The organism is Enterobacter cloacae complex sp. 309I3, from assembly GCF_050031595.1.
Classification (GTDB): Bacteria; Pseudomonadota; Gammaproteobacteria; order Enterobacterales; family Enterobacteriaceae; genus Enterobacter; species Enterobacter cloacae.
Genome location: NZ_JBLGWI010000002.1, coordinates 13522 through 39881 on the forward strand (window position 1 = coordinate 13522; position 26360 = coordinate 39881).

31 protein-coding genes and 1 pseudogene are annotated in these 26360 nt (G+C 53.3%); 14 read left to right on the forward strand and 18 right to left on the reverse strand.

All coding sequences use genetic code 11. The features are described from left to right. Nucleotides 1-26 precede the first annotated feature (26 nt). From ACQG22_RS23750 to ACQG22_RS23795, 10 genes are all read right to left on the reverse strand, one after another. Nucleotides 27-665 carry a vWA domain-containing protein gene (locus tag ACQG22_RS23750; protein WP_001253658.1) on the reverse strand — a complete coding sequence of 213 codons (639 nt, stop codon included), beginning with the start codon at nt 663-665 and terminating at the stop codon, nt 27-29. Then, nucleotides 665-1306, reverse strand: a complete 642-nt coding sequence (locus ACQG22_RS23755) for a TerD family protein (RefSeq protein ID WP_000116681.1) — start codon at nt 1304-1306, stop codon at nt 665-667. The genes ACQG22_RS23750 and ACQG22_RS23755 overlap by 1 nt, the downstream gene beginning before the upstream one ends. 22 nt (nt 1307-1328) lie before the next feature. After that, complete coding sequence (locus tag ACQG22_RS23760) at nt 1329-1967, reverse strand: vWA domain-containing protein (RefSeq protein ID WP_001253657.1); 639 nt, start codon at nt 1965-1967, stop codon at nt 1329-1331. Between the two features lie 462 nt (nt 1968-2429). Then, nucleotides 2430-2897, reverse strand: coding sequence for a tellurium resistance protein TerW (gene terW, locus ACQG22_RS23765; RefSeq protein ID WP_001176767.1), 468 nt, complete (start codon nt 2895-2897; stop codon nt 2430-2432). A 17-nt stretch (nt 2898-2914) separates the two neighbouring features. Continuing rightward, complete coding sequence (locus tag ACQG22_RS23770; RefSeq protein WP_011152964.1) at nt 2915-4123, reverse strand: DUF4236 domain-containing protein; 1209 nt, start codon at nt 4121-4123, stop codon at nt 2915-2917. 10 nt (nt 4124-4133) lie between these two features. Next, complete coding sequence (locus ACQG22_RS23775; protein ID WP_031942304.1) at nt 4134-5090, reverse strand: HpcH/HpaI aldolase/citrate lyase family protein; 957 nt, start codon at nt 5088-5090, stop codon at nt 4134-4136. Beyond that, nucleotides 5090-6169 (reverse strand): cysteine protease StiP family protein, encoded by a 1080-nt coding sequence (locus ACQG22_RS23780; RefSeq protein ID WP_001585166.1) that lies wholly within the window; start codon nt 6167-6169, stop codon nt 5090-5092. The genes ACQG22_RS23775 and ACQG22_RS23780 overlap by 1 nt, the downstream gene beginning before the upstream one ends. A 1-nt stretch (nt 6170) precedes the next feature. Beyond that, complete coding sequence (locus ACQG22_RS23785) at nt 6171-6944, reverse strand: hypothetical protein (RefSeq protein WP_001040058.1); 774 nt, start codon at nt 6942-6944, stop codon at nt 6171-6173. Next, a complete protein-coding gene (locus ACQG22_RS23790) occupies nt 6937-8079 on the reverse strand; it encodes a phosphoribosyltransferase domain-containing protein (protein ID WP_001280115.1) in 1143 nt (380 codons plus the stop codon). The genes ACQG22_RS23785 and ACQG22_RS23790 overlap by 8 nt, the downstream gene beginning before the upstream one ends. A gap of 9 nt (nt 8080-8088) precedes the next feature. Next, a complete protein-coding gene (locus ACQG22_RS23795) occupies nt 8089-9147 on the reverse strand; it encodes an ATP-grasp domain-containing protein (protein WP_012695441.1) in 1059 nt (352 codons plus the stop codon). A 320-nt stretch (nt 9148-9467) separates the two neighbouring features. Here ACQG22_RS23795 and ACQG22_RS23800 point away from each other — a divergent pair, with 320 nt between their 5' ends. From ACQG22_RS23800 to ACQG22_RS23835, 8 genes are all read left to right on the forward strand, one after another. Next, nucleotides 9468-10049, forward strand: coding sequence for a tellurium resistance-associated protein TerZ (locus ACQG22_RS23800; RefSeq protein ID WP_000254137.1), 582 nt, complete (start codon nt 9468-9470; stop codon nt 10047-10049). Next, nucleotides 10049-11206 (forward strand): TerD family protein, encoded by a 1158-nt coding sequence (locus tag ACQG22_RS23805; RefSeq protein WP_001054786.1) that lies wholly within the window; start codon nt 10049-10051, stop codon nt 11204-11206. The genes ACQG22_RS23800 and ACQG22_RS23805 overlap by 1 nt, the downstream gene beginning before the upstream one ends. Nucleotides 11207-11228: 22 nt before the next feature. After that, nucleotides 11229-11684: a tellurite resistance TerB family protein gene (locus ACQG22_RS23810; protein ID WP_000007449.1), complete on the forward strand. Its 456-nt coding sequence runs from the start codon at nt 11229-11231 to the stop codon at nt 11682-11684. 22 nt (nt 11685-11706) lie between these two features. Then, a complete protein-coding gene (gene terC / locus ACQG22_RS23815; RefSeq protein ID WP_000255079.1) occupies nt 11707-12747 on the forward strand; it encodes a tellurium resistance membrane protein TerC in 1041 nt (346 codons plus the stop codon). 48 nt (nt 12748-12795) lie between these two features. Next, a complete protein-coding gene (gene terD, locus ACQG22_RS23820) occupies nt 12796-13374 on the forward strand; it encodes a tellurium resistance membrane protein TerD (RefSeq protein WP_000116680.1) in 579 nt (192 codons plus the stop codon). Between the two features lie 68 nt (nt 13375-13442). Next, complete coding sequence (locus tag ACQG22_RS23825; RefSeq protein WP_000301247.1) at nt 13443-14018, forward strand: TerD family protein; 576 nt, start codon at nt 13443-13445, stop codon at nt 14016-14018. Nucleotides 14019-14446: 428 nt separating this feature from the next. Further along, on the forward strand, nt 14447-15688 hold the full coding sequence (locus ACQG22_RS23830) for a vWA domain-containing protein (protein ID WP_001053340.1): 1242 nt from the start codon (nt 14447-14449) through the stop codon (nt 15686-15688). A gap of 90 nt (nt 15689-15778) precedes the next feature. After that, on the forward strand, nt 15779-16234 hold the full coding sequence (locus ACQG22_RS23835; RefSeq protein ID WP_000374058.1) for a hypothetical protein: 456 nt from the start codon (nt 15779-15781) through the stop codon (nt 16232-16234). A 240-nt stretch (nt 16235-16474) separates the two neighbouring features. Here the strand turns inward: ACQG22_RS23835 and ACQG22_RS23840 are convergent, their stop codons facing one another. Then, nucleotides 16475-16666 carry a DUF7706 family protein gene (locus tag ACQG22_RS23840; protein WP_000398479.1) on the reverse strand — a complete coding sequence of 64 codons (192 nt, stop codon included), beginning with the start codon at nt 16664-16666 and terminating at the stop codon, nt 16475-16477. Nucleotides 16667-16757: 91 nt separating this feature from the next. Continuing rightward, nucleotides 16758-17099, reverse strand: coding sequence for a hypothetical protein (locus ACQG22_RS23845; protein WP_001151572.1), 342 nt, complete (start codon nt 17097-17099; stop codon nt 16758-16760). A 625-nt stretch (nt 17100-17724) separates the two neighbouring features. Here ACQG22_RS23845 and ACQG22_RS23850 point away from each other — a divergent pair. Next, nucleotides 17725-17945: pseudogene (locus ACQG22_RS23850) on the forward strand (type I restriction-modification system subunit M N-terminal domain-containing protein); the annotation flags it as partial. 140 nt (nt 17946-18085) lie between these two features. Then, nucleotides 18086-18340, forward strand: coding sequence for a hypothetical protein (locus ACQG22_RS23855; protein WP_000880375.1), 255 nt, complete (start codon nt 18086-18088; stop codon nt 18338-18340). Nucleotides 18341-18342: 2 nt separating this feature from the next. On the opposite strand, the gene ACQG22_RS23860 is transcribed toward ACQG22_RS23855, so the two are convergent. Together ACQG22_RS23860 and ACQG22_RS23865 are read right to left on the reverse strand one after the other, a co-directional pair. Next, a complete protein-coding gene (locus ACQG22_RS23860; RefSeq protein WP_306307854.1) occupies nt 18343-18888 on the reverse strand; it encodes a 3'-5' exonuclease in 546 nt (181 codons plus the stop codon). A 111-nt stretch (nt 18889-18999) separates the two neighbouring features. After that, nucleotides 19000-20004, reverse strand: a complete 1005-nt coding sequence (locus tag ACQG22_RS23865) for an IS110-like element IS4321 family transposase (protein ID WP_000427623.1) — start codon at nt 20002-20004, stop codon at nt 19000-19002. 149 nt (nt 20005-20153) lie between these two features. Between ACQG22_RS23865 and ACQG22_RS23870 the strand changes: the two genes are divergently transcribed. Genes ACQG22_RS23870 through ACQG22_RS23885 form a run of 4 tightly spaced genes read left to right on the forward strand, consistent with a single transcriptional unit; the run spans nt 20154 to nt 24636 of the window. Next, nucleotides 20154-21836: a Mu transposase C-terminal domain-containing protein gene (locus tag ACQG22_RS23870; RefSeq protein ID WP_010791757.1), complete on the forward strand. Its 1683-nt coding sequence runs from the start codon at nt 20154-20156 to the stop codon at nt 21834-21836. A gap of 2 nt (nt 21837-21838) precedes the next feature. Beyond that, nucleotides 21839-22747 carry a TniB family NTP-binding protein gene (locus ACQG22_RS23875; RefSeq protein ID WP_000393453.1) on the forward strand — a complete coding sequence of 303 codons (909 nt, stop codon included), beginning with the start codon at nt 21839-21841 and terminating at the stop codon, nt 22745-22747. Then, nucleotides 22744-23961 carry a TniQ family protein gene (locus tag ACQG22_RS23880; RefSeq protein WP_011405615.1) on the forward strand — a complete coding sequence of 406 codons (1218 nt, stop codon included), beginning with the start codon at nt 22744-22746 and terminating at the stop codon, nt 23959-23961. Before ACQG22_RS23875 ends, ACQG22_RS23880 begins: the two co-directional genes overlap by 4 nt. A gap of 60 nt (nt 23962-24021) precedes the next feature. Continuing rightward, nucleotides 24022-24636 (forward strand): recombinase family protein, encoded by a 615-nt coding sequence (locus tag ACQG22_RS23885; RefSeq protein ID WP_010981357.1) that lies wholly within the window; start codon nt 24022-24024, stop codon nt 24634-24636. Nucleotides 24637-24674: 38 nt separating this feature from the next. On the opposite strand, the gene ACQG22_RS23890 is transcribed toward ACQG22_RS23885, so the two are convergent. The 4 genes from ACQG22_RS23890 to merB all read right to left on the reverse strand — a co-directional run bounded on the left by ACQG22_RS23890 (nt 24675) and on the right by merB (nt 26359). Beyond that, nucleotides 24675-24878 carry a DUF3330 domain-containing protein gene (locus ACQG22_RS23890; protein ID WP_005413391.1) on the reverse strand — a complete coding sequence of 68 codons (204 nt, stop codon included), beginning with the start codon at nt 24876-24878 and terminating at the stop codon, nt 24675-24677. A 132-nt stretch (nt 24879-25010) separates the two neighbouring features. Then, a complete protein-coding gene (gene merE, locus ACQG22_RS23895; protein ID WP_005413392.1) occupies nt 25011-25247 on the reverse strand; it encodes a broad-spectrum mercury transporter MerE in 237 nt (78 codons plus the stop codon). Continuing rightward, nucleotides 25244-25609 carry a mercury resistance co-regulator MerD gene (gene merD, locus ACQG22_RS23900; RefSeq protein ID WP_031942307.1) on the reverse strand — a complete coding sequence of 122 codons (366 nt, stop codon included), beginning with the start codon at nt 25607-25609 and terminating at the stop codon, nt 25244-25246. The genes merE and merD overlap by 4 nt, the downstream gene beginning before the upstream one ends. Before the next feature lie 111 nt (nt 25610-25720). Further along, nucleotides 25721-26359: an organomercurial lyase MerB gene (gene merB, locus ACQG22_RS23905; RefSeq protein ID WP_000761850.1), complete on the reverse strand. Its 639-nt coding sequence runs from the start codon at nt 26357-26359 to the stop codon at nt 25721-25723. Nucleotide 26360: the final 1 nt, after the last annotated feature.

Genomic DNA, 26360 nt, shown 5'->3' on the forward strand with positions numbered 1-26360 from the left:
GCCCGGAAACAGCACCTTTCTGTCTGTCAGAGCACCAGCTGGATTTCTGGTGGAGGAGGGGGAAGGGTATCAGTTCCGTTATTAATCCCCGCGCTTGTGCTGCCGGAAGACACGCTGGCCGATACCCATTTAAAGAAACCTGCAAACGCGGTTGAATCTAGCGTCTCCAGAGACACAACCTTATCGGTGAGCTGTTTTAAGTGCTCATGGCCTGCTTTAGGACCAACGGCGCAGGCAATGATGGATCCGAATCCCCGGCCGCGAATCGCTTTTACCGCTTCACCGTACGCCAGGGCATCAGAAGGGGTTCCATCAGTCATCAGGAATACCAGAGGACGCCAGTCTCCTTTGGTATCACCATCTGAGCGACGTACATCCCGTTCAACACACTGCATCAGACATTCAAGGGCAGCACCGGTGAACGTCCCGCCTGCGCTTGGCACAACGATGTCAGAAAACTGGAAGTCTTCCAGCGGCGTGAGAGGAATGAACTCACGCGCCTCATTGTCATAGGTGATAATGGAGATATGAACGCTTTCGAGGGCGTAGGGATCCTGGCGAAGAGCGCTAAGCATCGCCTGAATTCCAACGTTAACGGAATGGATTGACTCACCGCGCATCGAGCCGGATGTGTCGATAACAAGGTAAACAGGCAGGCGGCGCATCACATGTAATTCCTCAGGTGCGAGACAAACGAATCTGATTCTGAAGGCTCACCAATTGCCCTGAGTTTCCAGCCTGTAGCCTCGCGTATCAGCTCGGCAAAGACCATGGAGCGCTGGCTGGCGAAGGCGGGTCCGCCAGAAAGATCGAATCGTGCCATTTCAATATTACGGGCATCTACTGCCCGGATGAAGGCATTCTGAACTTTACCAAAGTGCTGCTGGAGCTTTTCACCATTGTAGATCTGAACGATGAACACAATTTTCTCGTACTGAGCGTCAAGGGAATTCAGGCGCACAATAATTTGCTCATCGTCACCGTCACCGGCTCCGGTTCGGTTATCGCCCGTCAGCCAGATATTGCCTGACTTATGGCGAAGGCTGTTGAAAAAGATGATATCGCCATTCACAAGCGTTGGTTTACCATTTTCCACATTGCCGAGATCGGTCACCTTTCCGGCTGAATTACACAGGAAAGCGATCACATCAAGGTCGTATTCTTCTTCTTTTTTACCAAAGATCCCGCCGAGAAAACCTTTCTTTTCCTCATTAATATCCCAACCGAGGCCGATAGTAACGGACGAGAGATCGTATTCATTTTTTTTCAGGCTTACGCCCTGGCCTTTGCTCAGACTGACAGACATGATATCCCCTTAATCAATAAAATTATAAGACCACATTTACTTCTGGCGGCGGCGGTGGCAGGTCTTCAAGACCGATCACTTCTTTTTTGCTGGACTCCACTTTCTGACTGCCTACCGAAATGCTCGCACTGACCCATTTAAAGAAAGCTTTAATCGTCGAACTGTCAGCTGTATCGAGCTGAACCACGATTTCAGTGATTTCTTTGAGGACGCTGGTATCGGCATCATGCCCGGCTGCACATGCCACAACAACGCCGGTTCTGGCCGCTTTAAAGTCATTCAGGCCTTTACGCCAGTCATCATTCGGACTTCCATCCGTCATCAGGAATACAAGGGGACGCCAGTCACCTTTAGTGTCAGCCGTCGTTTTCTGTACTTCTTTGGCAATGGAGCTGGCCGTGAGGGAAAGCGCTTCGCCAAGAGACGTGGTGCCGCTGGCTGTTAGTGCTGGCATCTGGAAACTCAGGAGGTCTGTCAGGGGGACTGCCTGTCGGGCTGAAGAATCAAAGGTGATCACTGACACGTGAGCCGTTTCGAGTGCATACGGATCCTGTTTCAGCGTGGTAAGCAGCGTCTGAACGCCATTTTTAACCGCTTCGATAGGCTCTCCGTGCATAGAGCCGGACGTGTCGAGTAGCAGATATACGGGTAAGCGTCTCAAATGTAATTCCTTCTTAAGAGATCGGAAGAGGAGAGTAGTTTCAGGAAGAGGCCAGGGTTTGTTGATTTGATAAAACGGCACGACATCTGTCGGGTGGAGATTAAATACTCAGAAGCGGCATTAAAGAAATAAGTTAACCACCATAGAATTACCGACATGTGAATGGCCTCTTATCAACAGAAAAATAATTCAGACCGGACTGGAATATAAGATTTCTGAAAAAACTCGGACAAATAAACTGTCTTATGTATGAAATTCATCATACATCACAGATCTGCATGAATGGAGTGTAAAACGCCCAAAGATTGATGTGTAGCACAAGAGGATGTCAAGACACCAGGTTTTGTAGTCAGTAAGGCGCTGCTGGCATTGCGGGAGGAGAATAGATCAAAACTACGTCACGCCAATACAGAGGTAAAATATGACAAAACCGGGGTTTTCACCCCGGTCTGAGATTTAGCGTCAGGACTTTTTAGCGCTGTATTCTTTTATCAGTTCGTCAACGGAGTGCAGAGCCAGCTTCTCTACCGCTTCACTTCGGGTCGAGCCACTCAGCGCAGCCAGACGGTCAATTTTTCTTAAGATCCGCATGCGTAGCGATAAGGACACGGCTGTTTTTTTATCCTTATCGAGTACGACCTTCCCTGTAGACTCACCGGTTTTCAGTTCAGCATTCTGTGCGAGCGCTTCATTCATCCGGCGAAGGGTCTTTTTATCCAGCTGGCCCGGATTAACGAGATGGTAGGAATGACCTGCCTTGCTGTATTTGATCTCCGCAGAATATGACTCGCGTAGCTCTTTGAGGGCCCGGGTTAATGTCGGCTCTGAGCATTCCAGACTGGTTATAATGTCGGCAGCGGAAACGGGCTTGCCGGTGCCCAGTAAGTTGGCAAGCTTAAAAATCCGGGCCTGTCTGGTATTTAATTGCATCGTAAGATTTAGCCTGCTTAAAGGGTTAGTGGTTCAATAGGCTGAAAAATGAAGGTACTGCTCATCTTTCGAATAACCGGGTGATCGCCTAACGCTTCAACCGGATCAATGTGTTCTATGCCTGCAAAATTTACTGACGACATCTGGCTGCGAGTGCATTTGCAGGACAGGATATACTCATCCTCCAGATAGCCGGTCCGCTTACTGACCCGTTGCGTAAAGCCTGACACAATCACGTTGTCGAAAGGTAGCGTATGTAAAACGATACCGACCAGGCGGAACAAGCAGCCATGGACGTGGCGGGCATAGTTTTCGCGTACGGCTTTTTGCGTCATGGCTTTTTCCGTCAGCTCCGTGCCCCGGGCATTAACGCCGTAAATCTTATCAGGGAAATCTTCAATCTCAGCTAAATCAACGTCCAGCAGGACTGCTGATAGCTCCGGCTTTACTTCAAATGCAACAATCGTTTCACGCGGCCATTCAGTTTCTGCCAGCACACCCGCCAGGTATGATTCGAAAAACGCGGCGTCTGTCCGGAACTGCTGCCGGGCATCTGCCTGAGCCGTGGCGAGCCGTTTTTCATGTTCTTCTGCTTCAAACTTCCAGTTTGCATACTGTTCGGCCCAGGCCGTCCGTTGTTGCTGGTACCGGTGCTGTCGAAGGGTATTCTCACGCTCCACATCAATCAGCTCCTGCTGCCACCGGCGAAGATTTTCGGCGTGGCGCTCAGCTTTAGCTGATTCCGATTCAAACCATTTACCCAGAAAACTAATGCCTTCGCTCTCGGCAGGCTTTTCCGGCAATGCAAGGTAGTCTGGCTTTTCTGGACGCACCGGTGCCGGAACCTGAAAAGGCGACGTTCTGTTATGCAGGTATACTGCTTCCAGCTCTGCCCAGCTGATGCCTGTTTTTGGATCCGGCGTCAGCTCGTGAATATTACGGATTGCGGTTACCGCTGACATGAGTTCAGCGGCTTCCTGCTCAAGCGCCTGTCTGAGCCCCGGGTCGGTTGCCGTCCGGTTTCCACCTCCGGAACGCGCGGCCCGGTCAAGCCGGGTACGGTAACTCAGCCCGGTACCGGGCAAGCCCAGATTGGCATAGGTCCCCCGGCTACCAAAAGAAACGGAAGCACCTCTCGGCCCGACACTCAGGCTCGGTGCACCGTTACTCAGGTTGAGGCGAACGCCAGGAATAATGTTGATCGACTTTCTGAACCTGAACCCCATTATGATTTCCTTAATGATGCTGGGTCACGGTAAGTAATCTGATTCCATCAGCGCTTTGCTCGTTCTGTAACCCATAAAAACGAGCTCTGTCCAGAATGCCAGCCGCCCAGCGGCGATGTGTGGCGGGTTCACACATTGCTCCCTGCGACTTAAACACGGCCTGGGTAGAGTTCAGGATCCGCAGAGCGTCAGAATACTCACCCTGAGTGACCATCAGCGCGTTTTGAATGACCTCTATCTGACCCGGGTGAATGGCCGTTTTCCCAACAAGCCCATGTGCCATATCAAGAGCCAGCTCTCTGGCCATAACGGCATGATCGTCAATATGCTCACATACGGGCGCGGTCAGGGCAAAATCACGCGGGCCGAAGACTGAAACGAGCATTTTGATGACGTAGCCCATCGGGCTGTCATACAGCGTCAGGTCCCGGGGGCGGCGAAGCGACACAACGTTCATAAGATCGTTGCCGCCGATTCGAAGCGCAATAATGCGGTCGTGGCAGGGATGTTCCACCAGGCGAGTGGCCAGCTCGCGCATCTGAACCACGTCAAAGACGTCTTCTGTTTCCAGCGTTGGCATCATGCACAGGTGAGTCCCGCCCATGATATCCCACCATTCAGCTAACGAACTGAGGGTAAATTTCGGCAACACAAACCCATCGACAGCGGAAAGATCATAATGCGCTTTTAACCATCTGCCCATGTCGGCATGCCGGGGGCGAATGAACACCAGAGGCCAGTCATTTTTACCCAGGCTACGCATGCTGTTACTGAGCTCGTGCAGCAGGTGCTCCAGATTTTTGAGGGCGATGGGGATGTCTGCTTCACTGACAGCATCCTCCAGGCAAATCACCAGAGAGCGCAAACCCGGGATTTTCCCGTGCAGGACGGCATCAGCAATATCTTCCCGTGTTGCAGGCATGTATAGCGTGGCTCCCAGATTCCAGGGAGAAAGACGATTTTTCATCAGAGTACCTTCTTGATAATGGTTACAGCCCGATACTGGCCGAGGGTTCCCCCCATTTCTGTAACAACTATTCCCTTTTCACGAGCAAGCCCTACAAGCAAGGCAACGTCCGGGTCGTCAATAGAACGCACAAATACATGGTCCGGTACCCGACGTAATACAGCCCGGGTTGCTTCAGCAATACCGGGTTTAATACGATTGACGCTGTCCACTTTAAATTCATCGGCCAGGAACGCGATAACGTCGCGACTTGTCTGCCATAAGACCCGGGCTGACTCCATATTCCAGCTCAGGGTAGCGAGGGATGACGGGGTTAACTTCTTACGGAAATGGGCGACGGTATCGACAAGCATCCGGCTGCATTCGAATTCACTGAGATGCTCGCAAACCATGCACCCATGTAATCCTTCAGAGGACCATACTGACCGGGAGATCAGGCCTGATACCGGCGCACCCATGATGCCAAAAGGAATGAGCCAGTCATCATCACTGGCTGCAAGCCAGGAGCAGCCACAGGGATCGGCCAGGACAACCAGTCGCGGCTGCTCAGGATAGCCCGGGCGATCTTTCAGTGCGCGTACAAGCTCTCCGGTAATTGCGCCTTTACCTGTCCATCCGTCAACAAAGACAATACCGCTGGTACCATGGCGCTCTTCAATGACGTCGAGGGCTGCACCGTCAATTCCACGATCCCGGATAATGCTGATACCGTAATGCCATGAGGTTTTCCCCATGTCACGCAGGGCCTGGTGCAGCATAACGCCGAGCGGCACGCCAGCTCTGACGAGACTGGCCAGTACAATGGGCTCATCACCGAAGCGTTCGGCCAGAGCAATAGCGAGCTGTGTGACTTCTTTTGCAAGTCTCTCTGCGCCCCGATCCAGCGCCCGGTGAAACAAATCAAGATGCCATTGTGTTGGCGCTGGCTCCTGACTGAGCATGTCCGAATAATGTTTCTTCCCTGACTGAATCAGCTCTTCTTTTTGCTCAACCGGCGTCATCTCAATGACTACCGGCTTTAGCAGAAATTCCACGTCACCGGGCTGGTATGAGCCGGTAAATGTGTCATGTGGCTGCATTTTAATTTTCTCCAAAAATTCGCTGTGAAATGGCATCTGCAAACTGACTCTGACGCGGGATGCCAAACCAGCTGCACAGTTTCATAAAACGATGATCGCTCAGGCTGTCGCCCAGACCAATTACGGGGAAGACTCCGCGTTCAGCCCGAAGTTTTTCAAGAAGCCATCTGACTGCCAGCCCTTTCTCAACCGCGGTGGGAAGCCAGGCCACGTTATTACTGTTGCGGTGGATGTAGAAGCCCTCGGTCGGAAACACCGTTTCTATCTCATCTGCAATGGCATTGAGCTCGTCAAGGCGGGTGCTGTCGCGGTGCTTCATCACCATATAAACCGCCGTTTCACCGTATTCGAAGTTCAGCCTTGCCCAGGCATTGATCCCTTTTGCGTCCATCATTTCAGTGATCAGACGCTGCATCGATGTCAGCTTTTCCTGATAGGGAGCCAGCTGGCCGAGCATATGGGCCTTCCACTCCTCGTCGGGTTTGCCTTCTGGCGTGAGAATGACGGCCCCGTGAGTGGTGATTGCCCAGGAGTGGAAAGGGATCCGTACGCGGCTGATTTCTTCAGTTCCCCGTGCGGTAACGGGTATGAGTTCAGCCTGCTCCAGGAGCCAGTCCACCAACATGGACTGTTCTTCCGTCATAAAGCTTCGTGGATTCAGGGTGCGATCAACGGCACCGGTACGGAATGGCTCCAGGGCCAGCTCGTCCACCATTTTACGACGGGTCTGAAAGAGCGTGTCGTCAAGGTCGCTCAGAACAACGGGTTTATTCATAGGTAACAATCTCCACGACGGCCGCAACCTCAGCCAGCGCTTTAAGAAGCTGCGTGTCAATACTTTCTGCGGGTGTCTCAGTACACACAAGAATGCGGTCAAACTGCTGGTGGGCGACGTTATAGACAAAATTGGGGATGCCCAGCCCGTAGTTATCCGTAAAGGAAATGGCGGACTCAATGGCATAACCAACGGCGATAGGGGAGCGGGTGGTCGATCCATAAAATGCCTGTGCTCCGGCAGCTTCGAGCCGTTCAGCAAGCAGGAACGGCTCCCAGACGAATTCCCCGGTCCCGAGAACCAGAATACGTTCCCCCTTGTGGACGGAGACCTCATGGCCGAGATCGGCCGCAGGTGCGAGCATCCCCAGTCGGCCCCAGGACTGTTTTCCCTGGATGTCCCATTCTCCTCGTGAAGTTACGTTGACTTTCGGCATGTCCGGGACAGGTGCATCAGGTAATGGGGTCCATCCCCACTTACCGCTTACAAGAGAAACCGAAGTGACTGGTAAGGTGCTGCGCTCGGACAAGGCTTTGCCACTCCAGTCGGTAAGCGTAACGGCTATAACCTGTTCAATATGTTGAAGCTTGCCGGTATTACGCAGGGCTGAAAGCAGGTTAATAAAGGTATTACCGGTGGTTGCCTCGTCATCAATCAAAACCAGCGTTCGTGCGTTGGTAACACGACGTCTTTTCTCTTCATCATCTGGCAGATAGATCAGATGATCGGTGGCGTGGCTGTGTTCTTCCTTGAACTCGCAAAGCAACGTGCCATCAACCGGGTGACGGGTAGAGGTCAGATAGACAGATTCAGGATGCTGGTGGCGCACTTCATCAAATACACCGGCCCCAAGCCCAACGGCGGTTTCAGCCATACCGATAAACAGTACGGGTCCTGTCAGTGTCGAGGGGAACTGGCTGGCAAGCTGTCTGTAGGCCTGCCGCATGACTGAGGGTGGCACGGGAATGTGCCTGCCGAGTACTTTGCTGACAAACAGAAAGGCGCGTTTCGGGTTACGTCTTTCAGCGATGTCAAACAGGTCATCGAGCGAAACTTCACCCTGGTCGCGGGTTACCTGAATCGTACCGCATGAGAGGGTACGGCGATAAATCATATCTTCGAGGATATCAGACATAAATACGCCTTAATTCAGAAGGTTAGAGAGTGATTCCGGGTATGCAATTACATCCGTAATGGATCTCACCGCAACCGGAGAAAAGGTGTTTTTAGCGCTCTGGCGCACCATATCTTCAGACATCAGACCGAGCTTAAAGGCAGCAAATAACCCAGGAAGGTTCACCCCGCTGTGAAGGGTATAACCCACCCCCCCTGACGGACGCATGTTGGTTTCAAGCAGCACCGGGTTGCCATTCACATCGTTTCGCGTCTGAACATTCACCAGCCCGTCGGCCTTCATAACCCTGGCGCAGTCACACGCCAGTTCCCAGGCGCTTCCTTCGTTTACCAGATACTGGATAACCCCTTCCTTACGGCGTCCCACGGCTGCGAGTATTTCGCCCTTATCCGCGAGGATATCGACGGAAAATTCCGGGCCTGGCAGGTACGGCATCAAAACAAGGGGTTTAAACGACTCAGCAGCTGATGCTGCTGCAATATACTGTTGCGGACTGACCAGACGATGTTCGGGATGATTAAAGACGGCCATAGGCGAAGCACTGTCATCAAAGCGCCAGAATCCCATGCCATAGATACCCGTCACCGGCTTCACGCATACCGGGCTGTCAGTGAACGGCGGGGCCGCGAGGTGTGTTTTTAATTCTGCCAGCGTATTCACCCGCCAGGATGGTACGACCGGGAGACCCTTTTGCTCCATAAACTGAGCAAAAGTAACTTTTTCGTCAGCCAGAGTTAACCAGTCGACGCCCGTTGCACCGGTAGTAAGGGTGGCACCGGTCGATTCAATGGCTGAACGGTGTTCTTCAAACCACTGGCTGTTACGGCCAGTATGAATATGGTGGATGCCGTAGGACTGAATGGTTTCCTGGATAAACTGAAGACGTTTTTGAGGATCTTCAGGTTCAGTCAAAGAATAGTCGGCAACGGAAAGGATTTCATTTCTTTCGTTACGGTGGGAGGCAAAAACGGTAATGGCAAAATTATTTTTTTTTGCAAATGATTTTACCCCCTGAATAATATCTCGCTGGGAGGATAAACCTTCCATAAACCAAATTTTCTTGTTCATTTTTTTTAATTATCCGGAACGCCATGCAAATTTATGATTGAGAAGTGAGTCTATGAGTGTCTAAGCTACATGTCAATCATAATATGATTTATAACTCCTGTGGTTATGGAGTGCGTCAGGTTTTTTGGATTCCTGATAACACATTGATATTTAAATTAAACTTAGAAAATTAACACCCTGAAAAGGATTTCTTTTTGTGTTTTTACAGAAAACTACCAAAATTTCCCTTGTCAGAGAACTTCATCATGATATGATTTTCTTCGTCAGTTACTAAATATACCTTTGATTGTCTCGGTCATTACCATTTTAAGGAATAAAACATGGTTTCATTAGTTAAGAACCAGACGGTATCACTCAGCAAAGAATCATCTGCATTAAGCCAGCTTCATTTCGGTCTCGGTTGGGATCCGGTTAAGAAAAAAGGTCTTCTTGGAGGATTGTTTGGAGGCAACGACTCAATCGATCTCGATGCTGGCTGCGTATTAATGGACAGCACCGGTAAAACAATTGACACCATCTGGTTCCGCAAACTGGAATCCACCTGCGGCGCTGTTGTGCACAGTGGCGATAACCTGACCGGTGAAGGTGACGGTGACGATGAGGTGATTAATGTCAACCTCTCCCGACTGCCTGCAAACGTTGAATACCTGGCGTTTACGGTAAACAGCTTCCGTGGTCAGTCGTTCAATGACGTCGAAAACGCGTTCTGCCGCGTTGTCGATCAAACCGGCAAAGAGCTGGCTCGCTACAAGCTGACTGAGCAGGGCTCACATACCGGGATCGTTATTTCTTCGCTGCGCCGTAATAACGGCAACTGGGACTTTACCGCCCTTGGCCATGCCTGTCGCGGCCGCACAATTGACGATATGCACTCCGATATCGTTTCAGCGGTTATTCGCTAATGAACCTGACGCCGGGGGGCAATGCCCCCGTTCCAGCCCAGGAGTTGCGGGTCCGGATCACCTCGGGCGGCCAGGTGGATGCTTCGGCGTTTCGCCTGTATGCCGACGGGAAGGTGCAGGGTGATGCGGACATGGTGTTTTATGGTCAGCCACGTAACGATGATGGTACCGTCAGCCTGGTCAGTGAAGGCCAGTACTCAACCTTTACTGTCGCGCTCAACCGGCTGAAACCTGATGTCCAGAAAATTGCGTTCACCGTGACCTGTGACGGTGGGCAGACGGTGTCCGGTCTTCGTAATCTTTCCATCGACGTGGAGCAAGGGGCTACCGGCCTGGTTAGCGGCAGTGTCGAACTGAGCGGCCGTCAGGAAGCAGCCTTAATTCTGGGTGAATTTTACCGTCGTAATAATGACTGGAAATTCCGCTTCGTTGCGCAGGGGTTCAACGGTGGACTTAAACCGCTGGCAGAGCATTTCGGCGTAAATATTGCCGACGAACCGGCTCCCGCAGCCCCGACTCCTCCGGTTGTAACCCCTCCGCCAGTTGAGACAAAAATCAGCCTGAGCAAGGTATCGCTGACAAAAGAGAAGCCTGCAATCAGCCTGACCAAACGGGATAACTTCGGTGAAATCCGGATCAACCTGAACTGGCACCGGGGCAGCGGCAAATCAGGCTTTGCAGGCATGTTCGGCTCCAAAGGAATCGACCTGGATCTGGGGGCCTTTGTTGAGCTTCAGGACGGGTATAAATCGGTCATTCAGGCGCTCGGTAATGCATTCGGTGATTATCGCGATGAACCGTATGTTCAGCTCAAGGGCGATGACCGGACGGGTGATGTATCAGACGGCGAGTGGCTGCATATCAATGGACGTGAATGGAAGCATATCCGCGAAGTGCTGATTTACGCCTTTATTTATGAAGGTGTTCCCAGCTGGGACAAGACTGATGGTGTGGTCACCATTCATGTGCCGGATCAACCGCCCATTGAGACCCGCCTGACCGAAGGTGAAAACCGTCGCACATTGTGCGCCATTGCCAGACTCGTAAACGAAAACGGCGCAATTAAAGTCGAGCGAATTAACCAGTACTTCAAAGGCCAGGACGAAATGGACCGGGCATTTGGCTGGGGATTTCGCTGGAGCGCCGGTTCTAAATAACACAGCAACAAAGGAAACAGGTATGAGCTTTTTCGACAAAGTTAAAGGTGCCATTAACTCAGGCCGTGACGAACTGACCCGCCAGGTTGGCCGTTTCAAAAACAAAAAATTCATGCAGGGCACCGTTGCTGTATGTGCCCGTATTGCCGTATCGAGTGACGGCGTAAGTTCGGAAGAAAAGCAGAAAATGATGGGCTTTCTGCGCTCTTCAGAAGAGCTGAAGGTCTTCGATACCAATGAGGTGATTGAGTTCTTCAATAAACTGGTTTCAAGCTTCGATTTCGATGTTGAAATCGGCAAGGGCGAAACCATGAAATACATCCTGGCGCTGAAAGATCAGCCTGAGGCCGCTCAGCTGGCCTTACGTGTTGGTATTGCCGTTGCGAAAAGTGACGGTAACTTCGATCAGGACGAGAAACTGGCCTCCCGCGAGATCGCTATCGCGTTGGGCTTCGACCCGGCTGAATTTGGCCTCTGATCCACATCCCTAAGGGTAAAATATGGTTTCCACACACATCGGCTTCCCGACTGAAACGGTCATTGTTTTTATTGCGCTTTCAGTCGGTGCCATCTTTATTGACCTGTTTATGCACCGTGATGACAAGCCTATTTCGCTGAAGAGTGCGGCGCTCTGGTCCGTATTCTGGGTTGTGGTTGCGATGGCATTTGCCGGTTTCCTCTATATCCACCACGGTGCTGAGGTTGCCAGTCTGTTTGTCACGGGTTATGCGCTGGAGAAAGTGCTGTCGGTCGATAACCTGTTCGTCATGATGGCCATCTTCTCCTGGTTCGCCGTTCCGGATCGTTATCGCCACCGTGTTCTCTACTGGGGGATCATTGGTGCCATTGTCTTCAGGGGCATCTTTGTCGCCATCGGTACGAGCCTGCTGAGTCTGGGGCCGTATGTTGAAGTTGTCTTCGCTATTATCGTTGCCTGGACAGCGGTCATGATGCTTAAAAGCGGTGATGACGATGATGAAATTGAGGATTACTCCCAGCATCTGGCTTACCGCATGGTTAAACGCTTCTTCCCTATCTGGCCGAAGCTCAGAGGGCATGCCTTCCTGCTTAACCAGAAGGAAGTGGATGCTGAACTGGCGAAACCAGAAAACAGCGATGTCACCATTGGCCGTGGTAAAAAAGCGGCGCTGTATGCGACCCCGCTGTTCCTGTGTGTGGCTGTGGTTGAACTCTCGGACGTAATGTTCGCGTTTGACTCGGTACCGGCAATCATTGCCGTCAGTCGTGAACCGCTTATCGTCTATAGTGCCATGATGTTTGCTATCCTGGGCCTGCGTACTCTGTACTTTGTCCTTGAGGCACTGAAACAGTACCTGGTTCATCTGGAGAAGGCCGTTATCGTGCTGCTGTTCTTCATCGCGGCAAAACTCGGCCTGAATGCGACCGATCACATCTGGCATCATGGTTACAGCATCGCGGCAACAACCAGCCTGTATGTTGTACTGGGTGTACTGGCGCTGGGCATTCTCGCAAGCGTCATGTTCCCGGGCAAACCTGAATCTGAGGAAAAGGGGAGTTAATCCCCTTAAGTGTTAACCTGAACAATTACTAATCGAAGAGGTTATTTTATGAGTGTTTCTCTTTCCAAAGGCGGGAACGTCTCCCTAAGTAAAGCAGCTCCGTCAATGAAAAACGTCCTGGTGGGCCTTGGCTGGGATGCGCGTTCAACAGACGGTCAGGACTTTGACCTGGATGCTTCAGCATTCCTGCTGGCCTCAAACGGCAAAGTGCGCGGCGATTCAGATTTCATCTTCTATAACAACCTGACGTCATCCGACGGTTCCGTAACGCACACCGGCGATAACCGCACCGGTGAGGGCGATGGTGATGATGAATCGCTGAAAATTAAACTGGACGCCGTCCCGTCTGAAGTTGACAAGATCATCTTCGTTGTGACCATCCACGATGCTCAGGCTCGTCGCCAGAGCTTTGGTCAGGTATCCGGTGCGTTTATTCGTCTGGTTAATGACGATAACCAGACTGAAGTTGCTCGCTACGATCTGACCGAAGATGCGTCCACTGAGACTGCCATGCTGTTCGGCGAGCTGTATCGCCACAATGGTGAGTGGAAATTCCGCGCAGTAGGTCAGGGTTATGCTGGTGGTCTGGCATCTGTATGTGCTCAGTACGGCATTAACGCGTCCTGATCAAAAAGTAACTTTTCTACCCGGGGCTGTTAATGCAGCCCTCATTCAACTGTTTGCAGGAGCTAAAAATGGCAGTTTCTCTCGTAAAAGGCGGCAATGTATCTCTGACCAAAGAAGCACCAACCATGAATGTTGCTATGGTTGGCCTAGGCTGGGATGCCCGTGTAACCGATGGTCAGGGTTTTGACCTGGACGCTTCCGTGTTCGCAGTAGGCGAAGACGGTAAAGTGTTGTCAGATGCGCATTTCATTTTCTTCAATAACAAAACCAGCCCTGATGGCGCGGTAGAGCACCAGGGCGACAACCGTACCGGTGAAGGCGACGGCGACGATGAGCAGGTCAAAATCGATCTGACCAAAGTCTCAGCAGATATCAAAAAACTGGTGTTTGCCGTTACCATCTATGATGCAGAAGCGCGTAAACAAAACTTCGGCATGGTGAGCAACAGCTTCATGCGCGTTTACAACAACGACAACGGCACGGAAATTGCCCGTTTCGATCTGTCTGAAGATGCCTCAACCGAAACCGCTATGGTCTTCGGTGAACTGTATCGTCATGGCGCTGAGTGGAAGTTTAAAGCTGTCGGTCAGGGCTTTGCCGGTGGCCTGGCGGCTCTTGCCTCCCAGCACGGCGTTAACATCTAAAATAACGCTGAATCATACCCCGGCAATGCCGGGGTTTTTTTTGGTTGCGATCCGCTATCAGGAGGGGGGGGGCAGAAAGGGTTCGGGAATCTCAGAAAGCAGAGAGATGTTAATTCTGACGTGAGCCTTTTAAAGGCAGGAAACGGATTTTTCTCTGGTTGCTGGTTAAAGCCTGTATTCCGTGCCTTATATCAACAGCATGCCCCTCTGATATATGTTACGTTTGCGACTTATGAAGGCACGGGTTCTGGAAGATAAAATACCCGACCAATGGAAATTCCAATTCAACAGGTATAGAAACTTCAACGTGATGAAATATGGTGTCACACCATATATACGCCTCACCAGAAATCCAGCGTCCTGAACTAAGCCAGGGGAACCTATATAAACGCTGCGCTTTAAAATAATCAAAAATCAGGAGAGTTAATGTGAATCTACAATCCGGACAAAACATACCACTTCAGCAATCTGCGATCAGGCTGAATCTTCAGTACCCTACCAAATCCGGCTTTAAAGGCGAACCCGATACCTGCCTGTTCCTGCTTAATGCTCAGGGAAAGGTCAGCGGCGATTCTGACTTTATCTTTTACAATAATCTGTCTTCTCCTGAAGGGGCAGTAAAGCTCGTTACCGGTTCTCAGCAGTCCAGCATTGAGATAGCACTGGATCGTGTTCCTGCGAACATCAGTAAAATTGCAATCACAGTTGTCATTGATGGTGAAGATACCATCAGTGGGCTCAGTTCGTTGAGCATGCAGGCTCAAGGAATCGCTGAGTTCCAGGCTGAGACTCAGGGCCGCAGTGAGAAAGCAATTATCCTGGGTGAAGTATATCGGCACAATGGCGCCTGGAAGCTTCGTGCGCTCGGGCAGGGTTTCAACGGTGGTCTTGAGCCTCTGGCCATTAGCTATGGCGTTGATGTCGCACAGCCAGCTCCGCAGCCAGCAAAGCCTGCTCGTATCAGTCTGGAAAAGAAACTGGAAACCAGATCTCCGCGCCTTGTAAGCCTCGCTAAAAAAGCCTCGGTCAGTCTTACTAAAAATAAACTGGACACCCTTGAGGCAGCGGTTGCATTTGTACTTGACGCATCCGGCTCAATGAGTGGCCAGTTCAGTAAGGGTAACGTTCAGTCTGTGCTGGACCGCATCGCCGTTCTTGCCGCCCAGTTCGACGACGACGGTGAAATGGATGTCTGGGGATTTGGAGAGAAGCATAAGAAGTATCCAAACGTCACACTGGACAACCTGGACACATATATTCAGTCCATTCGCGGGGCTGGAAAGCGTTCAGCCTGGGAGAACCTGCCGGGCCTCGGAGGGACAAACAACGAGCCTCCTGTGATGGAAGAAATAGTCGACTACTTTAAGGACTCGAAAATCCCGGTGTATGTTGTATTTATTACCGATGGCGGGATCAGCAAGACCCGGGCGATTAAAGATGCAATCCGGCGTTCTGCCAACTACCCCATCTTCTGGAAGTTTGTCGGCCTGGGTGGTTCAAGCTACGGTATCCTCAAAAATCTGGATGACTTTACTGACCGCCGGGTTGATAACACCCACTTCTTTGCCATGGATGATTTCGGTTCGATTAGCGATGAAAAGTTATATGATAATCTACTGGAAGAATTCAGACCGTGGATCGATGAAACAAAAAGGTTAGGCATCCTTTAATACGCACAGTTTGAGCTTGGTTGAATGAGCTCTACAGCAGCTTAATACTGTAGAGCCTTTGTTCATTGGAAATCGTACAGGGAGGCGCATATGGACCGCATCAAGTACCTGAAATGGATAGCTGAAGAATCACCAAGTACGGCTCAGCAGCTGGTGGCCTGGTTAAACAGAGCAAGGCACTATACGCCCGACATGAAAGAGCATCAGGCAGGTGTACAGATTCAAGAAAAGGGGATTGTTGTAGGGCTTAGACAAAGTACTAATCGTTATCATGGAGATTGTCTGACCATACATGTGGTACGGCTTCCGGAAGAAATACAAAACAAGGGATGGTTTAAGTCTTTTCTGAAGCTTTGCTGTGAATCGAATCCCTGGTGCGATGTTGTAATAGAAGACGTGAAAAACCCATATTTATTAAGCTTTTGTAAGAAACTAAACTTTACTGTATTAGATGAATTTTACCCGAATACTTACATAGTAAACACAGATGCCATTATGAGTTTACCTATCCCACCCTTAGGGAGATACGAAACCTATCTTTATTAAACCTGCGAACCTTTACCGGTTGCGTGGGGAGCGGATGGACTTCGGCTAAAGAAAAATCACATCGTCTATTTTGACCAGAAAAAGCTAATCTGCTTGATGTAATGCAGAAACGCATTACATTAATATCTTCTCCCAACAATCACCTGAACAATTCCCTGATTGCTTTTCACCTCATACCAGTGCTGGCTCATAGTTAGTCCTTAAGCAAATTTGTTATCGGAATAAAGAACGAAGCCAGCCTCATCGAGGCGCATAACCTTCTTCCCTTAACGCCTGTTGTAATTTTTCAATTGCGCTTTTCATTACCCAGGCTTCTTCGTCACTCACAGCACAGCCACGAAGATCGCTCCAGCTCAGACGTTTAACTAATTGAGCAAGGGCCATAGTTTCATTCTCATCAAGCTGCAAACTCAGTGTCTCAATACCTTCCACTATCTAACCTCCCTTATACTGAAAAATGGCGCTTTATTTCTGACCAGATGCCGAAGCCTTGAATGCGGCCGGAACTGCCGTTGTTTCTACTTTACAGAAATGGAATTAAAAAGTGGTGGTGCTGGGCACGTTTCTTTTCCAGTCGGGGTTTAAGCCAGAGCCGAAACTCATTCAACTTCTCAGCAGCCAAAACCGCTTCAACGGGGAAAACTTTATATTTACCCTGCTGCTGAGGTTCACCCAACCATCGCCTGATGGCTCCGTCAGTCCATAAACGAGTCTCTTTGAGCCTGGTTACAGTGACCCATTTCCTGGACCATTCATCAAATTGTCGCTGGCGATCCCGATAACGTTGTTCTTCCTGCTGACGAAGCCAGTCGCGATCAACAGCGAATTTTCGGTATCCAACAAAGAGCCCTTGTACTTTGGCCATGACAACATTCCGGTTTGCTTAGAACTGTTCAGACAGACATGTCAGGGATAAAGCTGAAGAAAAAGGTACAACGAAGAATAACCAAGACATAGGCCTGCCGGGTAAGTGGTGCGGTGCACAGGACTGTCGGAAAGTACGCTCAGAGAGGGTCGTTTAAGCATGATGCACCACCGCCAGCCAGCCTTAATAATGGTAATGTACCACTGGGTTACCAGACAGACCAGTAACGCATCAAACATAAAACTGTTTTTTAAAAAACGTCAGGAACGTAGCCTGACCTTTTAACCAGTGGTGTAAAAAACATACAGATTGCTCTGAGGTATGAGGTTCAGCAACTAGCCTTGTCGACGCAGAAACATTAAGTAATCAATAGCAGCTATCGCAAACAATGGTGAAAACCACCACGTGCTTTTCAACAAGCCAAGCGGCAGAAAGAGTACAGTTGCCATCGAATAAACAAAAACACGAACCATACCATCTGTAATAAACATAGGCTATTTGCAATCTGAGGTTGGATTGTAGATTTTAGTTAGAAATGGATCAAAGTCCGTTTTGTGCAAAACTTGGTTGACAACCCTCTTTTGGAAGATGTGCCGTTTCGTGCAAAAGTTGGTTGGAGGCCAAGATGGCAGAGTTCGTAGGTTCGGCTGCTTCGCAAGCTGATTTCATTTGGAAGAACGCGGAAGACCTGTGGGGGGGGATTTCAAGCATACCGACTTCGGCAAGATCATTTTGCCGTTTACTCTGCTGCGTCGATTGGAGTGCGCACTGGAGTCTACACGGGAAGCATCGCTCGATAGCCAACCAGCCACGATTGAGTTCTTAGAAGCAGAGTTCAGTGTTGATTTCGATGCGCTGCTATCTTGACCGCCAATCAGACCCGCATGGTTCAGGTTTGTGTATGAGAGTCCCCAAATGGCTGTAGTTCTAACCAAAGCCTTGATTGAAGCCGGCCGCGCCGGAAATAGTGGGTACAGAAAAGGCAGTTGCTTGCGCTGGGCGTAAGTTACCCGCCGAAAAGCGGCTGGATCGAACGACTGATCGGCACTGAGGTATCTGACGAGCAGTACGAACGCTTTCTGGGGCACAGCACGAGCAAGCAGGCTGAACAGATCCTACGCGGAGAGCAGCCAGCCAAGGGGCTTCAGTATGCAAAGCGAGCGAAGAAGCTCGCTTCTGAAAGAAAAGCCACAATTGATCTGGATAACGAGCACCTGTCTGAAATCGAAAAGTATCGGTAGCCCTAGACTTTTAGCCGCTGAAGATCTCTTAGATACCATTGGTGAAACTTGCTGAAGTCAGCCTTCTGTTTCTCTACCGTGCTGTTATAGATCGCATCACTGGTAACCGCACAAGCAGTCCAGCCAGCCTCATAGACGAAGCGAGTAGCTATCGGTGACTTCTTCGGGGTGCTATCCCAGCGGTTTTTGAGCCACCGCGCAAGCCCTTCATCAAGAGGGACCACCAGATTTAGCTGCTGTTTTGTGCGAGTGATACCGACATAAAACAGCCGACGTTCCTCCTCGATTTCCTCTTCGGCCGGAGGGGTGTTCATCGATGTGCGAACGCTGTAAACATCATCGGGTTTGCCGCCAGGAAATTCCTGCTCATTCAGCCCGATCAGGGGTCGTCTCAGAAAACGGAATCTATGGTCACTCCCGTTTTTGCAACACCGATTTTGACGACAAGTTGGCTTGCTTGAATCTATCCGGCGTCTGAATGGGATTTTATTCCCGCGCCTTGATGAGTTCCGCGCCTGATGAACCTCCAGAAAATATACGGCTTCAATGAGCCTTTCCGTTTTACAGGTTCCTCAACAGGCCGGTGGGCCGTTAGTATCATCAATATCAGTATTCGCAAAACCAGATCAGTAATTCTTTAAACCGGTGTATTTCTGCCGTTATGCTACATAAGTTTGCTGTCGTGCCGTTAGGGCCCAGGCTATTCTGGCCAGCTTGTTTGCCAGAGCACAAGTGACGACAAAGTTGCTTTTCCGGCACAGTAAATCCCTGACCCAATCGGCCAATTTGCCAGACTGGTGTTCCAGTTTTTGTATGAATACCCTGGCACATTGAACCAACAAAGTTCGGATCTTTTTATTACCTCGCTTACTAATTCCCAGCAATGTCGTCCTACCTCCCGTGCTGTACTGCCGAGGTACAAGCCCTGTTGCCGCCGCAAAGTCACGGCTGCTGGCGTACTGCTTCCCGTCGCCAATCTCAGTTGAAATAGTACTCGCTGTCAGTGTTCCGACGCAGGGAATGCTCAGCAAGCGCTGTCCAACCTCATCTTCGTCCAACTTTCGTTTCAACTGGGATTCCAAATCTTTAATCTGCTCAACAAGATAGTGATAATGCTGTTGTAATTTCAGCAATAACTGGCTGAGGTAAAGAGGCAAACTATTATCCTCAAGAATGGTACTCAGTCGGCTAATAACGGCAGCTCCTCGGGGAACGCTAATGCCAAATTCCAGCAGAAAAGCATGCATTTGATTGGTTGTTTTTACCTTATCCTGAACCAGGGATTCACGGACACGATGCAGAGCCCGCATTGCCTGCTGAGATTCCGTTCTGGGCTGCACAAAACGCATAGACGGACGCGATGCAGCTTCACAAATAGCTTCGGCGTCGACAAAGTCGTTTTTATTGCTTTTAACGAACGGGCGGACAAATTGTGGTGATATCAGCTTTGGGGAATGCCCCAACTCTTCCAACTTGCGTGCCATAAAGTGAGAACCGCCACAGGCTTCCATTGCGATGGTTGTAGCGGGGCATGTCGCCAAAAATTCGATCAACTTTGGCCGGGTAAATTTTTTACGGTAAACAGCCTTCCCGCGACGATCCTGGCAATGAATATGGAAAGAGTTTTTACCCAGATCGATACCAATGAGCGCAATGTTTTCCATGATAGTTGTCATTTTCAGAAGACGACTGCACCAATTGACGGGGCGTAACGCCAGATGTGCAGGCGACTCCTGACAACGCAATATCAGAAGTCATCTGCACCAATCTCGACTATGCTCAATACTCGTGTGCACCAAAGCGAGGTGTGAGCATGGCGTCAGACACATCATTGATTGCCGAGCAAGGCGTGGCCACCCTGCCCGATGCGGCTTGGGCGCAGGCCCGGCAACGGGCGGAAATCATCGGGCCGCTGGCAGCGCTTGATGTGGTCGGGCATGAAGCCGCCGATGCCGCTGCTCACGCGCTTGGCCTGTCCAGGCGGCAGGTGTATGTCCTAATCCGCCGTGCCCGGCAAGGTGCTGGGCTTGTGACGGACCTGGCTCGCAGCCGATCCGGCGGCGGAAAAGGCAAGGGACGCTTGCCGGAATCAGTTGAGCGCATCATCCGCGAGTTGCTGCAAAAGCGCTTCCTGACCAAGCAGAAGCGTAGCCTGGCAGCGTTCCACCGCGAGGTCGCGCAGGCTTGCAAAGCGCAAAAGCTGCGGGCGCCGGCGCGCAACACCGTGGCTCTGCGGATCGCCGGCCTCGATCCGCTCAAGGCCACTCGCCGCCGGGAAGGTCAGGATGCGTCCCGCAGCCTGCAAGGTGTCGGTGGTGAGCCTCCCGCCGTGACCGCGCCACTGGAACAAGTGCAGATTGATCACACGGTCATCGACCTGATCGTGGTGGACGAGCGCGACCGGCAACCGATTGGCCGTCCGTATCTGACCATCGCCATCGACGTGTTTACCCGCTGCGTGCTCGGCATGGTCGTCACGCTGGAAGCGCCGTCATCTGTTTCGGTCGGCCTGTGCCTTGTGCATGTCGCCTGCGACAAGCGTCCCTGGCTGGAGGGTCTGAACATAGAAATGGAGTGGCCGATGAGCGGCAAGCCCAGGCTGCTCTACCTGGACAACGCGGCCGAGTTCAAGAGCGAAGCGCTACGCCGAGGCTGCGAGCAGCATGGCATCCGGCTTGACTATCGCCCGCTCGGGCAGCCGCACTACGGCGGCATCGTGGAACGGATCATCGGCACGGCGATGCAGATGATCCACGACGAATTGCCAGGGACGACCTTCTCCAACCCTGACCAGCGCGGCGACTACGATTCCGAAAACAAGGCCGCCCTGACGCTGCGTGAGCTGGAGCGCTGGCTCACATTGGCGGTCGGCACCTACCACGGCTCCGTGCACAACGGCCTGCTCCAGCCGCCGGCAGCGCGCTGGGCCGAAGCTATCGCGCGGACCGGCGTGCCAACCGTCATCACTCGCACCACGGCTTTTCTGGTCGATTTTCTGCCCATCATCCGCCGCACGCTGACCCGCACCGGCTTCGTCATCGACCACATCCATTACTACGCCGATGCGCTCAAGCCGTGGATAGCTCGGCGCGACCGCTTGCCTGCGTTCCTGATCCGGCGCGACCCGCGCGACATCAGCCGCATTTGGGTGCTGGAGCCGGAGGGGCAGCACTATCTGGAAATTCCATACCGCACCTTGTCGCACCCGGCTGTCACCCTCTGGGAACAACGACAGGCGCTGGCGAAATTGCGGCAGCAAGGGCGCGAACAGGTGGATGAGTCGGCGCTGTTTCGCATGATCGGCCAGATGCGCGAAATCGTGTCCACCGCGCAGAAAGCTACGCGCAAGGCGCGGCGCGACGCGGATCGACGCCAGCATCTCAAGGCAACGGCAGTTCTTTTCAAAACCACGCCACCACCGGACGCGGACATGGCTGACCCGCAGGCAGACAACCAGCCACCTGCCAAACCGTTCGACCAGATTGAGGAGTGGTAGCCGTGGAAGAATATCCCATCATCGACTTGTCCCACCTGATGCCGGTGGCCCAGGGCTTGGCCCGTCTTCCGGCGGACGAACGCATCCATCGCCTTCGCGCTGACCGCTGGATCGGCTATCCGCGAGCAGTCGAGGCGCTGAATCGGCTGGAAGCCCTGTATGCGTGGCCGAACAAACAACGCATGCCCAACCTGCTGTTGGTCGGTCCAACCAACAACGGCAAGTCGATGATCGTCGAGAAATTCCGCCGCACCCACCCGGCCAGCTCCGACGCCGACCAGGAGCACATTCCGGTACTGGTCGTGCAGATGCCATCCGAACCGTCGGTAATCCGCTTCTACGTCGCGCTACTTGCCGCGATGGGCGCGCCATTGCGCCCGCGCCCACGGCTGCCGGAAATGGAGCAATTGGCGCTGGCACTGCTACGCAAGGTCGGCGTGCGCATGCTGGTGATCGACGAATTGCACAACGTCCTGGCCGGCAACAGCGTCAACCGCCGGGAATTCCTCAACCTGCTGCGTTTCCTCGGCAACGAGCTGCGCATCCCGCTGGTCGGGGTCGGCACACGCGATGCCTACTTGGCGATCCGCTCGGACGACCAGTTGGAAAACCGCTTCGAGCCGATGATGCTGCCGGTGTGGGAGGCCAACGACGATTGCTGCTCACTGCTGGCCAGCTTCGCGGCTTCGCTCCCGCTGCGGCGACCCTCGTCGATTGCCACGCTGGATATGGCCCGCTACCTGCTCACGCGCAGCGAGGGCACCATCGGCGAGCTGGCGCACCTGTTGATGGCGGCGGCCGTCGCTGCCGTGGAGAGCGGTGAGGAAGCGATCAACCATCGCACGCTCAGCATGGCCGATTACACCGGTCCCAGCGAGCGGCGGCGGCAATTCGAGCGGGAACTGATGTGAAGCCAGCGCCACACTGGCCACTGCATCCGGCTCCCAGGGAAGGCGAAGCCTTGTCTTCGTGGCTCAACCGCGTGGCCCTTTGCTATCACATGGAGGTGTCCGAGCTGCTGGAGCACGATCTTGGTCACGGCCAGGTTGATGACCTGGACACCGCGCCACCACTGGCGCTGCTGGCGATGCTCTCCCAGCGGAGCGGCATCGAGCCGGACCGGCTGCGTTGCATGAGTTTCGCCGGCTGGGTGCCTTGGCTACTGGACAGCCTTGATGATCAGATTCCAGATGCATTGGAAACCTATGCGTTCCAGCTCTCGGTGCTGCTGCCGAAACTCCGCCGTAGGACGCGATCCATCACGAGCTGGCGTGCCTGGCTGCCCAGCCAGCCGATACATCGCGCCTGCCCGCTCTGTCTGAACGATCCGGAGAACCAAGCCGTACTGCTCGCGTGGAAGCTGCCCCTGATGCTGAGCTGCCCACTGCATGGCTGCTGGCTGGAATCCTATTGGGGCGTGCCAGGGCGGTTTCTCGGCTGGGAGAACGCCGACGCCGAACCGCGCACTGCCAGCGACGCGATTGCGGCGATGGACCAGCGTACCTGGCAGGCACTGACGACCGGCCACGTGGAGTTGCCGCGCCGACGCATCCACGCCGGATTGTGGTTTAGGCTGCTACGCACGCTGCTCGATGAGCTGAACACCCCGCTTTCGACGTGCGGCACCTACGCGGGGTATCTCCGCCAAATCTGGGAATGCTGCGGGCATCCGCTGCGTGCTGGGCAAAGTCTGTGGCGACCGTATGAAACCCTGAACCCGGCAGTACGGTTGCAGATGCTGGAGGCGGCGGCAACGGCAATCAGCTTGATTGAGGTGAGGGATATAAGCCCGCCAGGCGAGCACGCAAAGCTATTCTGGTCCGAGCCCCAAACCGGGTTCACCAGTGGCCTGCCGGCGAAAGCGCCGAAGCCCGAACCCGTCGATCACTGGCAGCGTGCAATCCAGGCCATTGATGAGGCCATCATTGAAGCACGACACAACCCCGAGACGGCACGCTCGCTGTTCGCGTTGGCTTCCTATGGTCGGCGCGACCCCGCTTCCTTGGAACAGTTGCGCGCCACCTTCGCGAAGGAAGGCATCCCCCCGGAATTTCTGTCACATTATGAGCCTAGCCTACCCTTTGCATGCCTTAGACAGAATGACGGGTTAAGTGACAAATTTTGACGTGCAGAGCTTCCCGATGCAAACTGTCACATAATCGAACGTATATGTGACAGGTACAAGATGCTGATTGGCTACATGCGAGTATCGAAGGCGGATGGCTCCCAGGCGACGGACTTGCAGCGCGATGCGCTGGTCGCGGCCGGTGTTGATCCGGCGCATCTCTATGAAGACCAAGCGTCCGGAAAACGCGAGGATCGTCCCGGTCTGGCGAGCTGTCTGAAGGCACTACGGCCAGGCGACACGTTGGTCGTTTGGAAACTGGATCGGCTCGGGCGCGACCTGCGCCATCTGATCAATACCGTCCATGACCTGACCGGACGCGGCATCGGCCTCAAGGTGCTGACCGGGCACGGCGCGGCCATTGACACCACGACCGCCGCCGGCAAGCTGGTCTTCGGTATCTTCGCCGCGCTGGCCGAGTTCGAGCGCGAGTTGATCGCCGAGCGCACCGTGGCGGGCCTGGCCTCAGCACGGGCACGCGGCCGGAAAGGCGGCCGGCCGTTCAAGATGACCGCCGCCAAGCTGCGGCTGGCGATGGCGGCAATGGGGCAGTCAGAGACCAAGGTCGGCGACCTGTGCCAGGAACTTGGCATCACGCGGCAGACCCTGTATCGGCATATTTCACCCAAGGGCGAGCTACGTCCAGATGGCGAGAAGCTACTCAGCCGAATTTGATGCCGACATGAGGCGACGTAGCGAAAGCGTGGTTTGTCTCAATTTGACGGCGGCGAACCGCAAGCGTTCGGTTCGCCGCTCGTTTCGGTCGCAGTGCTGGCCCGCGCCTGGAAACGTTGATAACACTCCAGCCCGCAGAAGTGCTCGACGTACTCCGCGCCTTCCGGTGTGAAGGCGGCATCGAGCGGAATTTCCTTGCAGCACACGCAGCAACTGGTGGCGGTCGGATCATTTGCATTCATGGTGGCACCCCTCCATTGACTGACGAAGACGGCGAATGCCGCCGCCGGCATCGGCTTTGCGAACAGAAAGCCTTGCCCGCGCTCGAACGCTTGGGCCCTCCGCCGTAGTCCATCCATCCGGCCGGGAAGCGCTCATGATCTTTCCCTGAATGCCCGCAACGCCCGCGCCAGTGACAGAAGAAACAGGCCGGTCAAACCGAGCGCCGTGATGACCCAATACTCGACAAGGAATGCACCGGCGGTTGTGCCGGCCAGCACGGCAGCGAGGATGGACAGGTGGCAGGGGCAAGTCAGCACGGCCAGCGTGCCCCACAGGTAGCCGGTGAACGGTTTGTGCGTCTCGGCCGGCATGCGCTCGGGGCTGTTCATGGCAAACTCTCCGCATGCTGTGCCGGCGCGGTCGGCATGGCGGCCAACTGCACTTCCAGATTGGCCAACGCTTCGCGCCGGCGTTCGACGAACTGACGCAGCACAGCAAGCTGCGCGGCAGTTTCATCGCAGTTCGCCGCATCCAGCGCCCGGCACAGCCGCGCCAATGCGCCGAGGCCGATGCCCGCCTCGAAGGCGGCCCACACGAAGCACAGTCGCTGCAAGGCGGCGTCATCGAACAGGCCGTAGCCACCCGTGGTGCAGGCGACTGGCCGCAGCAATCCGCGCAGCAGGTAGTCGCGCACGATATGCACGCTCACCCCGGCATCAAGGGCCAGCCGGGACACCGTGTAGGCGTTCATCGAACACCTCCTTTTGGTCGGTTCACGGCAATGCATATACCGTTTCGCCGAGTTCAATCCGCGCGCTGCGAATCCGATGCCGGTGCCGTAGAACATTGGGTCGATATCCGATCACGGTGTCCTAGATGACATGGTCTGCAACAGATGTCGATTAAACTCCTGGCCCAAGCCGAAAGCCTCGTGGACACTGACGATCGCCAATCCTTCCAATCCTTGATGCTTGGAGGCCCAGTCTTCCGCCGTCGGGACAGATGCAAAGAAATGTACATGGCAACAGAAGGACTGACGAACGTCGGCTGCTTCCTGCGGCAATACCAAGGACACCGCCATGCCGGCAGGTTCGACAGCCTGTATCTCGCTGGGTGAAACCGTGAGTGAAACGGGTGCTCCGGTTGCAGCGCAATGCGATGAGACGCGAGCTGTACGGCCGATCAGCGCCGGAAATATCAAGGTGTCCAGCGCGCACCAGGCATACAGACGGCGGTCGTCAATTTCAAAGACATACGAAGTCTCGCGCAAGGTGAGGCCGTAGCCGATGATGTTCCCATCTTTGTCATATTCGGTACTGGTGGCCTGTTCGAGTACGGCGGCCACTCGCTCAGCGGGCCAGTCGAGAATCCCGGCAAGTGTCGTTCGTGAAACCGGACGCCCCTTGGCGAGTTCCCGCAGTAGCGGGACCAAGAGATCCGCAGTACCATTGGTACGATTGACCGAAGTGAGACGTTCTAAAATATATGGGGCGAGCTTCATG

Coding starts and splice junctions, on each gene's coding strand:
- ACQG22_RS23750 (WP_001253658.1), bottom strand. CDS start 665: ATGCGCCGCCTGCCTGTTTACCTTGTTATCGACACATCCGGCTCGATG.
- ACQG22_RS23755 (WP_000116681.1), bottom strand. CDS start 1,306: ATGTCTGTCAGTCTGAGCAAAGGCCAGGGCGTAAGCCTGAAAAAAAAT.
- terW (WP_001176767.1), bottom strand. CDS start 2,897: ATGCAATTAAATACCAGACAGGCCCGGATTTTTAAGCTTGCCAACTTA.
- ACQG22_RS23770 (WP_011152964.1), bottom strand. CDS start 4,123: ATGGGGTTCAGGTTCAGAAAGTCGATCAACATTATTCCTGGCGTTCGC.
- ACQG22_RS23775 (WP_031942304.1), bottom strand. CDS start 5,090: ATGAAAAATCGTCTTTCTCCCTGGAATCTGGGAGCCACGCTATACATG.
- ACQG22_RS23780 (WP_001585166.1), bottom strand. CDS start 6,169: ATGCAGCCACATGACACATTTACCGGCTCATACCAGCCCGGTGACGTG.
- ACQG22_RS23785 (WP_001040058.1), bottom strand. CDS start 6,944: ATGAATAAACCCGTTGTTCTGAGCGACCTTGACGACACGCTCTTTCAG.
- ACQG22_RS23790 (WP_001280115.1), bottom strand. CDS start 8,079: ATGTCTGATATCCTCGAAGATATGATTTATCGCCGTACCCTCTCATGC.
- ACQG22_RS23795 (WP_012695441.1), bottom strand. CDS start 9,147: ATGAACAAGAAAATTTGGTTTATGGAAGGTTTATCCTCCCAGCGAGAT.
- ACQG22_RS23800 (WP_000254137.1), top strand. CDS start 9,468: ATGGTTTCATTAGTTAAGAACCAGACGGTATCACTCAGCAAAGAATCA.
- ACQG22_RS23805 (WP_001054786.1), top strand. CDS start 10,049: ATGAACCTGACGCCGGGGGGCAATGCCCCCGTTCCAGCCCAGGAGTTG.
- ACQG22_RS23810 (WP_000007449.1), top strand. CDS start 11,229: ATGAGCTTTTTCGACAAAGTTAAAGGTGCCATTAACTCAGGCCGTGAC.
- terC (WP_000255079.1), top strand. CDS start 11,707: ATGGTTTCCACACACATCGGCTTCCCGACTGAAACGGTCATTGTTTTT.
- terD (WP_000116680.1), top strand. CDS start 12,796: ATGAGTGTTTCTCTTTCCAAAGGCGGGAACGTCTCCCTAAGTAAAGCA.
- ACQG22_RS23825 (WP_000301247.1), top strand. CDS start 13,443: ATGGCAGTTTCTCTCGTAAAAGGCGGCAATGTATCTCTGACCAAAGAA.
- ACQG22_RS23835 (WP_000374058.1), top strand. CDS start 15,779: ATGGACCGCATCAAGTACCTGAAATGGATAGCTGAAGAATCACCAAGT.
- ACQG22_RS23845 (WP_001151572.1), bottom strand. CDS start 17,099: ATGGCCAAAGTACAAGGGCTCTTTGTTGGATACCGAAAATTCGCTGTT.
- ACQG22_RS23865 (WP_000427623.1), bottom strand. CDS start 20,004: ATGGAAAACATTGCGCTCATTGGTATCGATCTGGGTAAAAACTCTTTC.
- ACQG22_RS23870 (WP_010791757.1), top strand. CDS start 20,154: ATGGCGTCAGACACATCATTGATTGCCGAGCAAGGCGTGGCCACCCTG.
- ACQG22_RS23885 (WP_010981357.1), top strand. CDS start 24,022: ATGCTGATTGGCTACATGCGAGTATCGAAGGCGGATGGCTCCCAGGCG.
- ACQG22_RS23890 (WP_005413391.1), bottom strand. CDS start 24,878: ATGAATGCAAATGATCCGACCGCCACCAGTTGCTGCGTGTGCTGCAAG.
- merE (WP_005413392.1), bottom strand. CDS start 25,247: ATGAACAGCCCCGAGCGCATGCCGGCCGAGACGCACAAACCGTTCACC.
- merD (WP_031942307.1), bottom strand. CDS start 25,609: ATGAACGCCTACACGGTGTCCCGGCTGGCCCTTGATGCCGGGGTGAGC.
- merB (WP_000761850.1), bottom strand. CDS start 26,359: ATGAAGCTCGCCCCATATATTTTAGAACGTCTCACTTCGGTCAATCGT.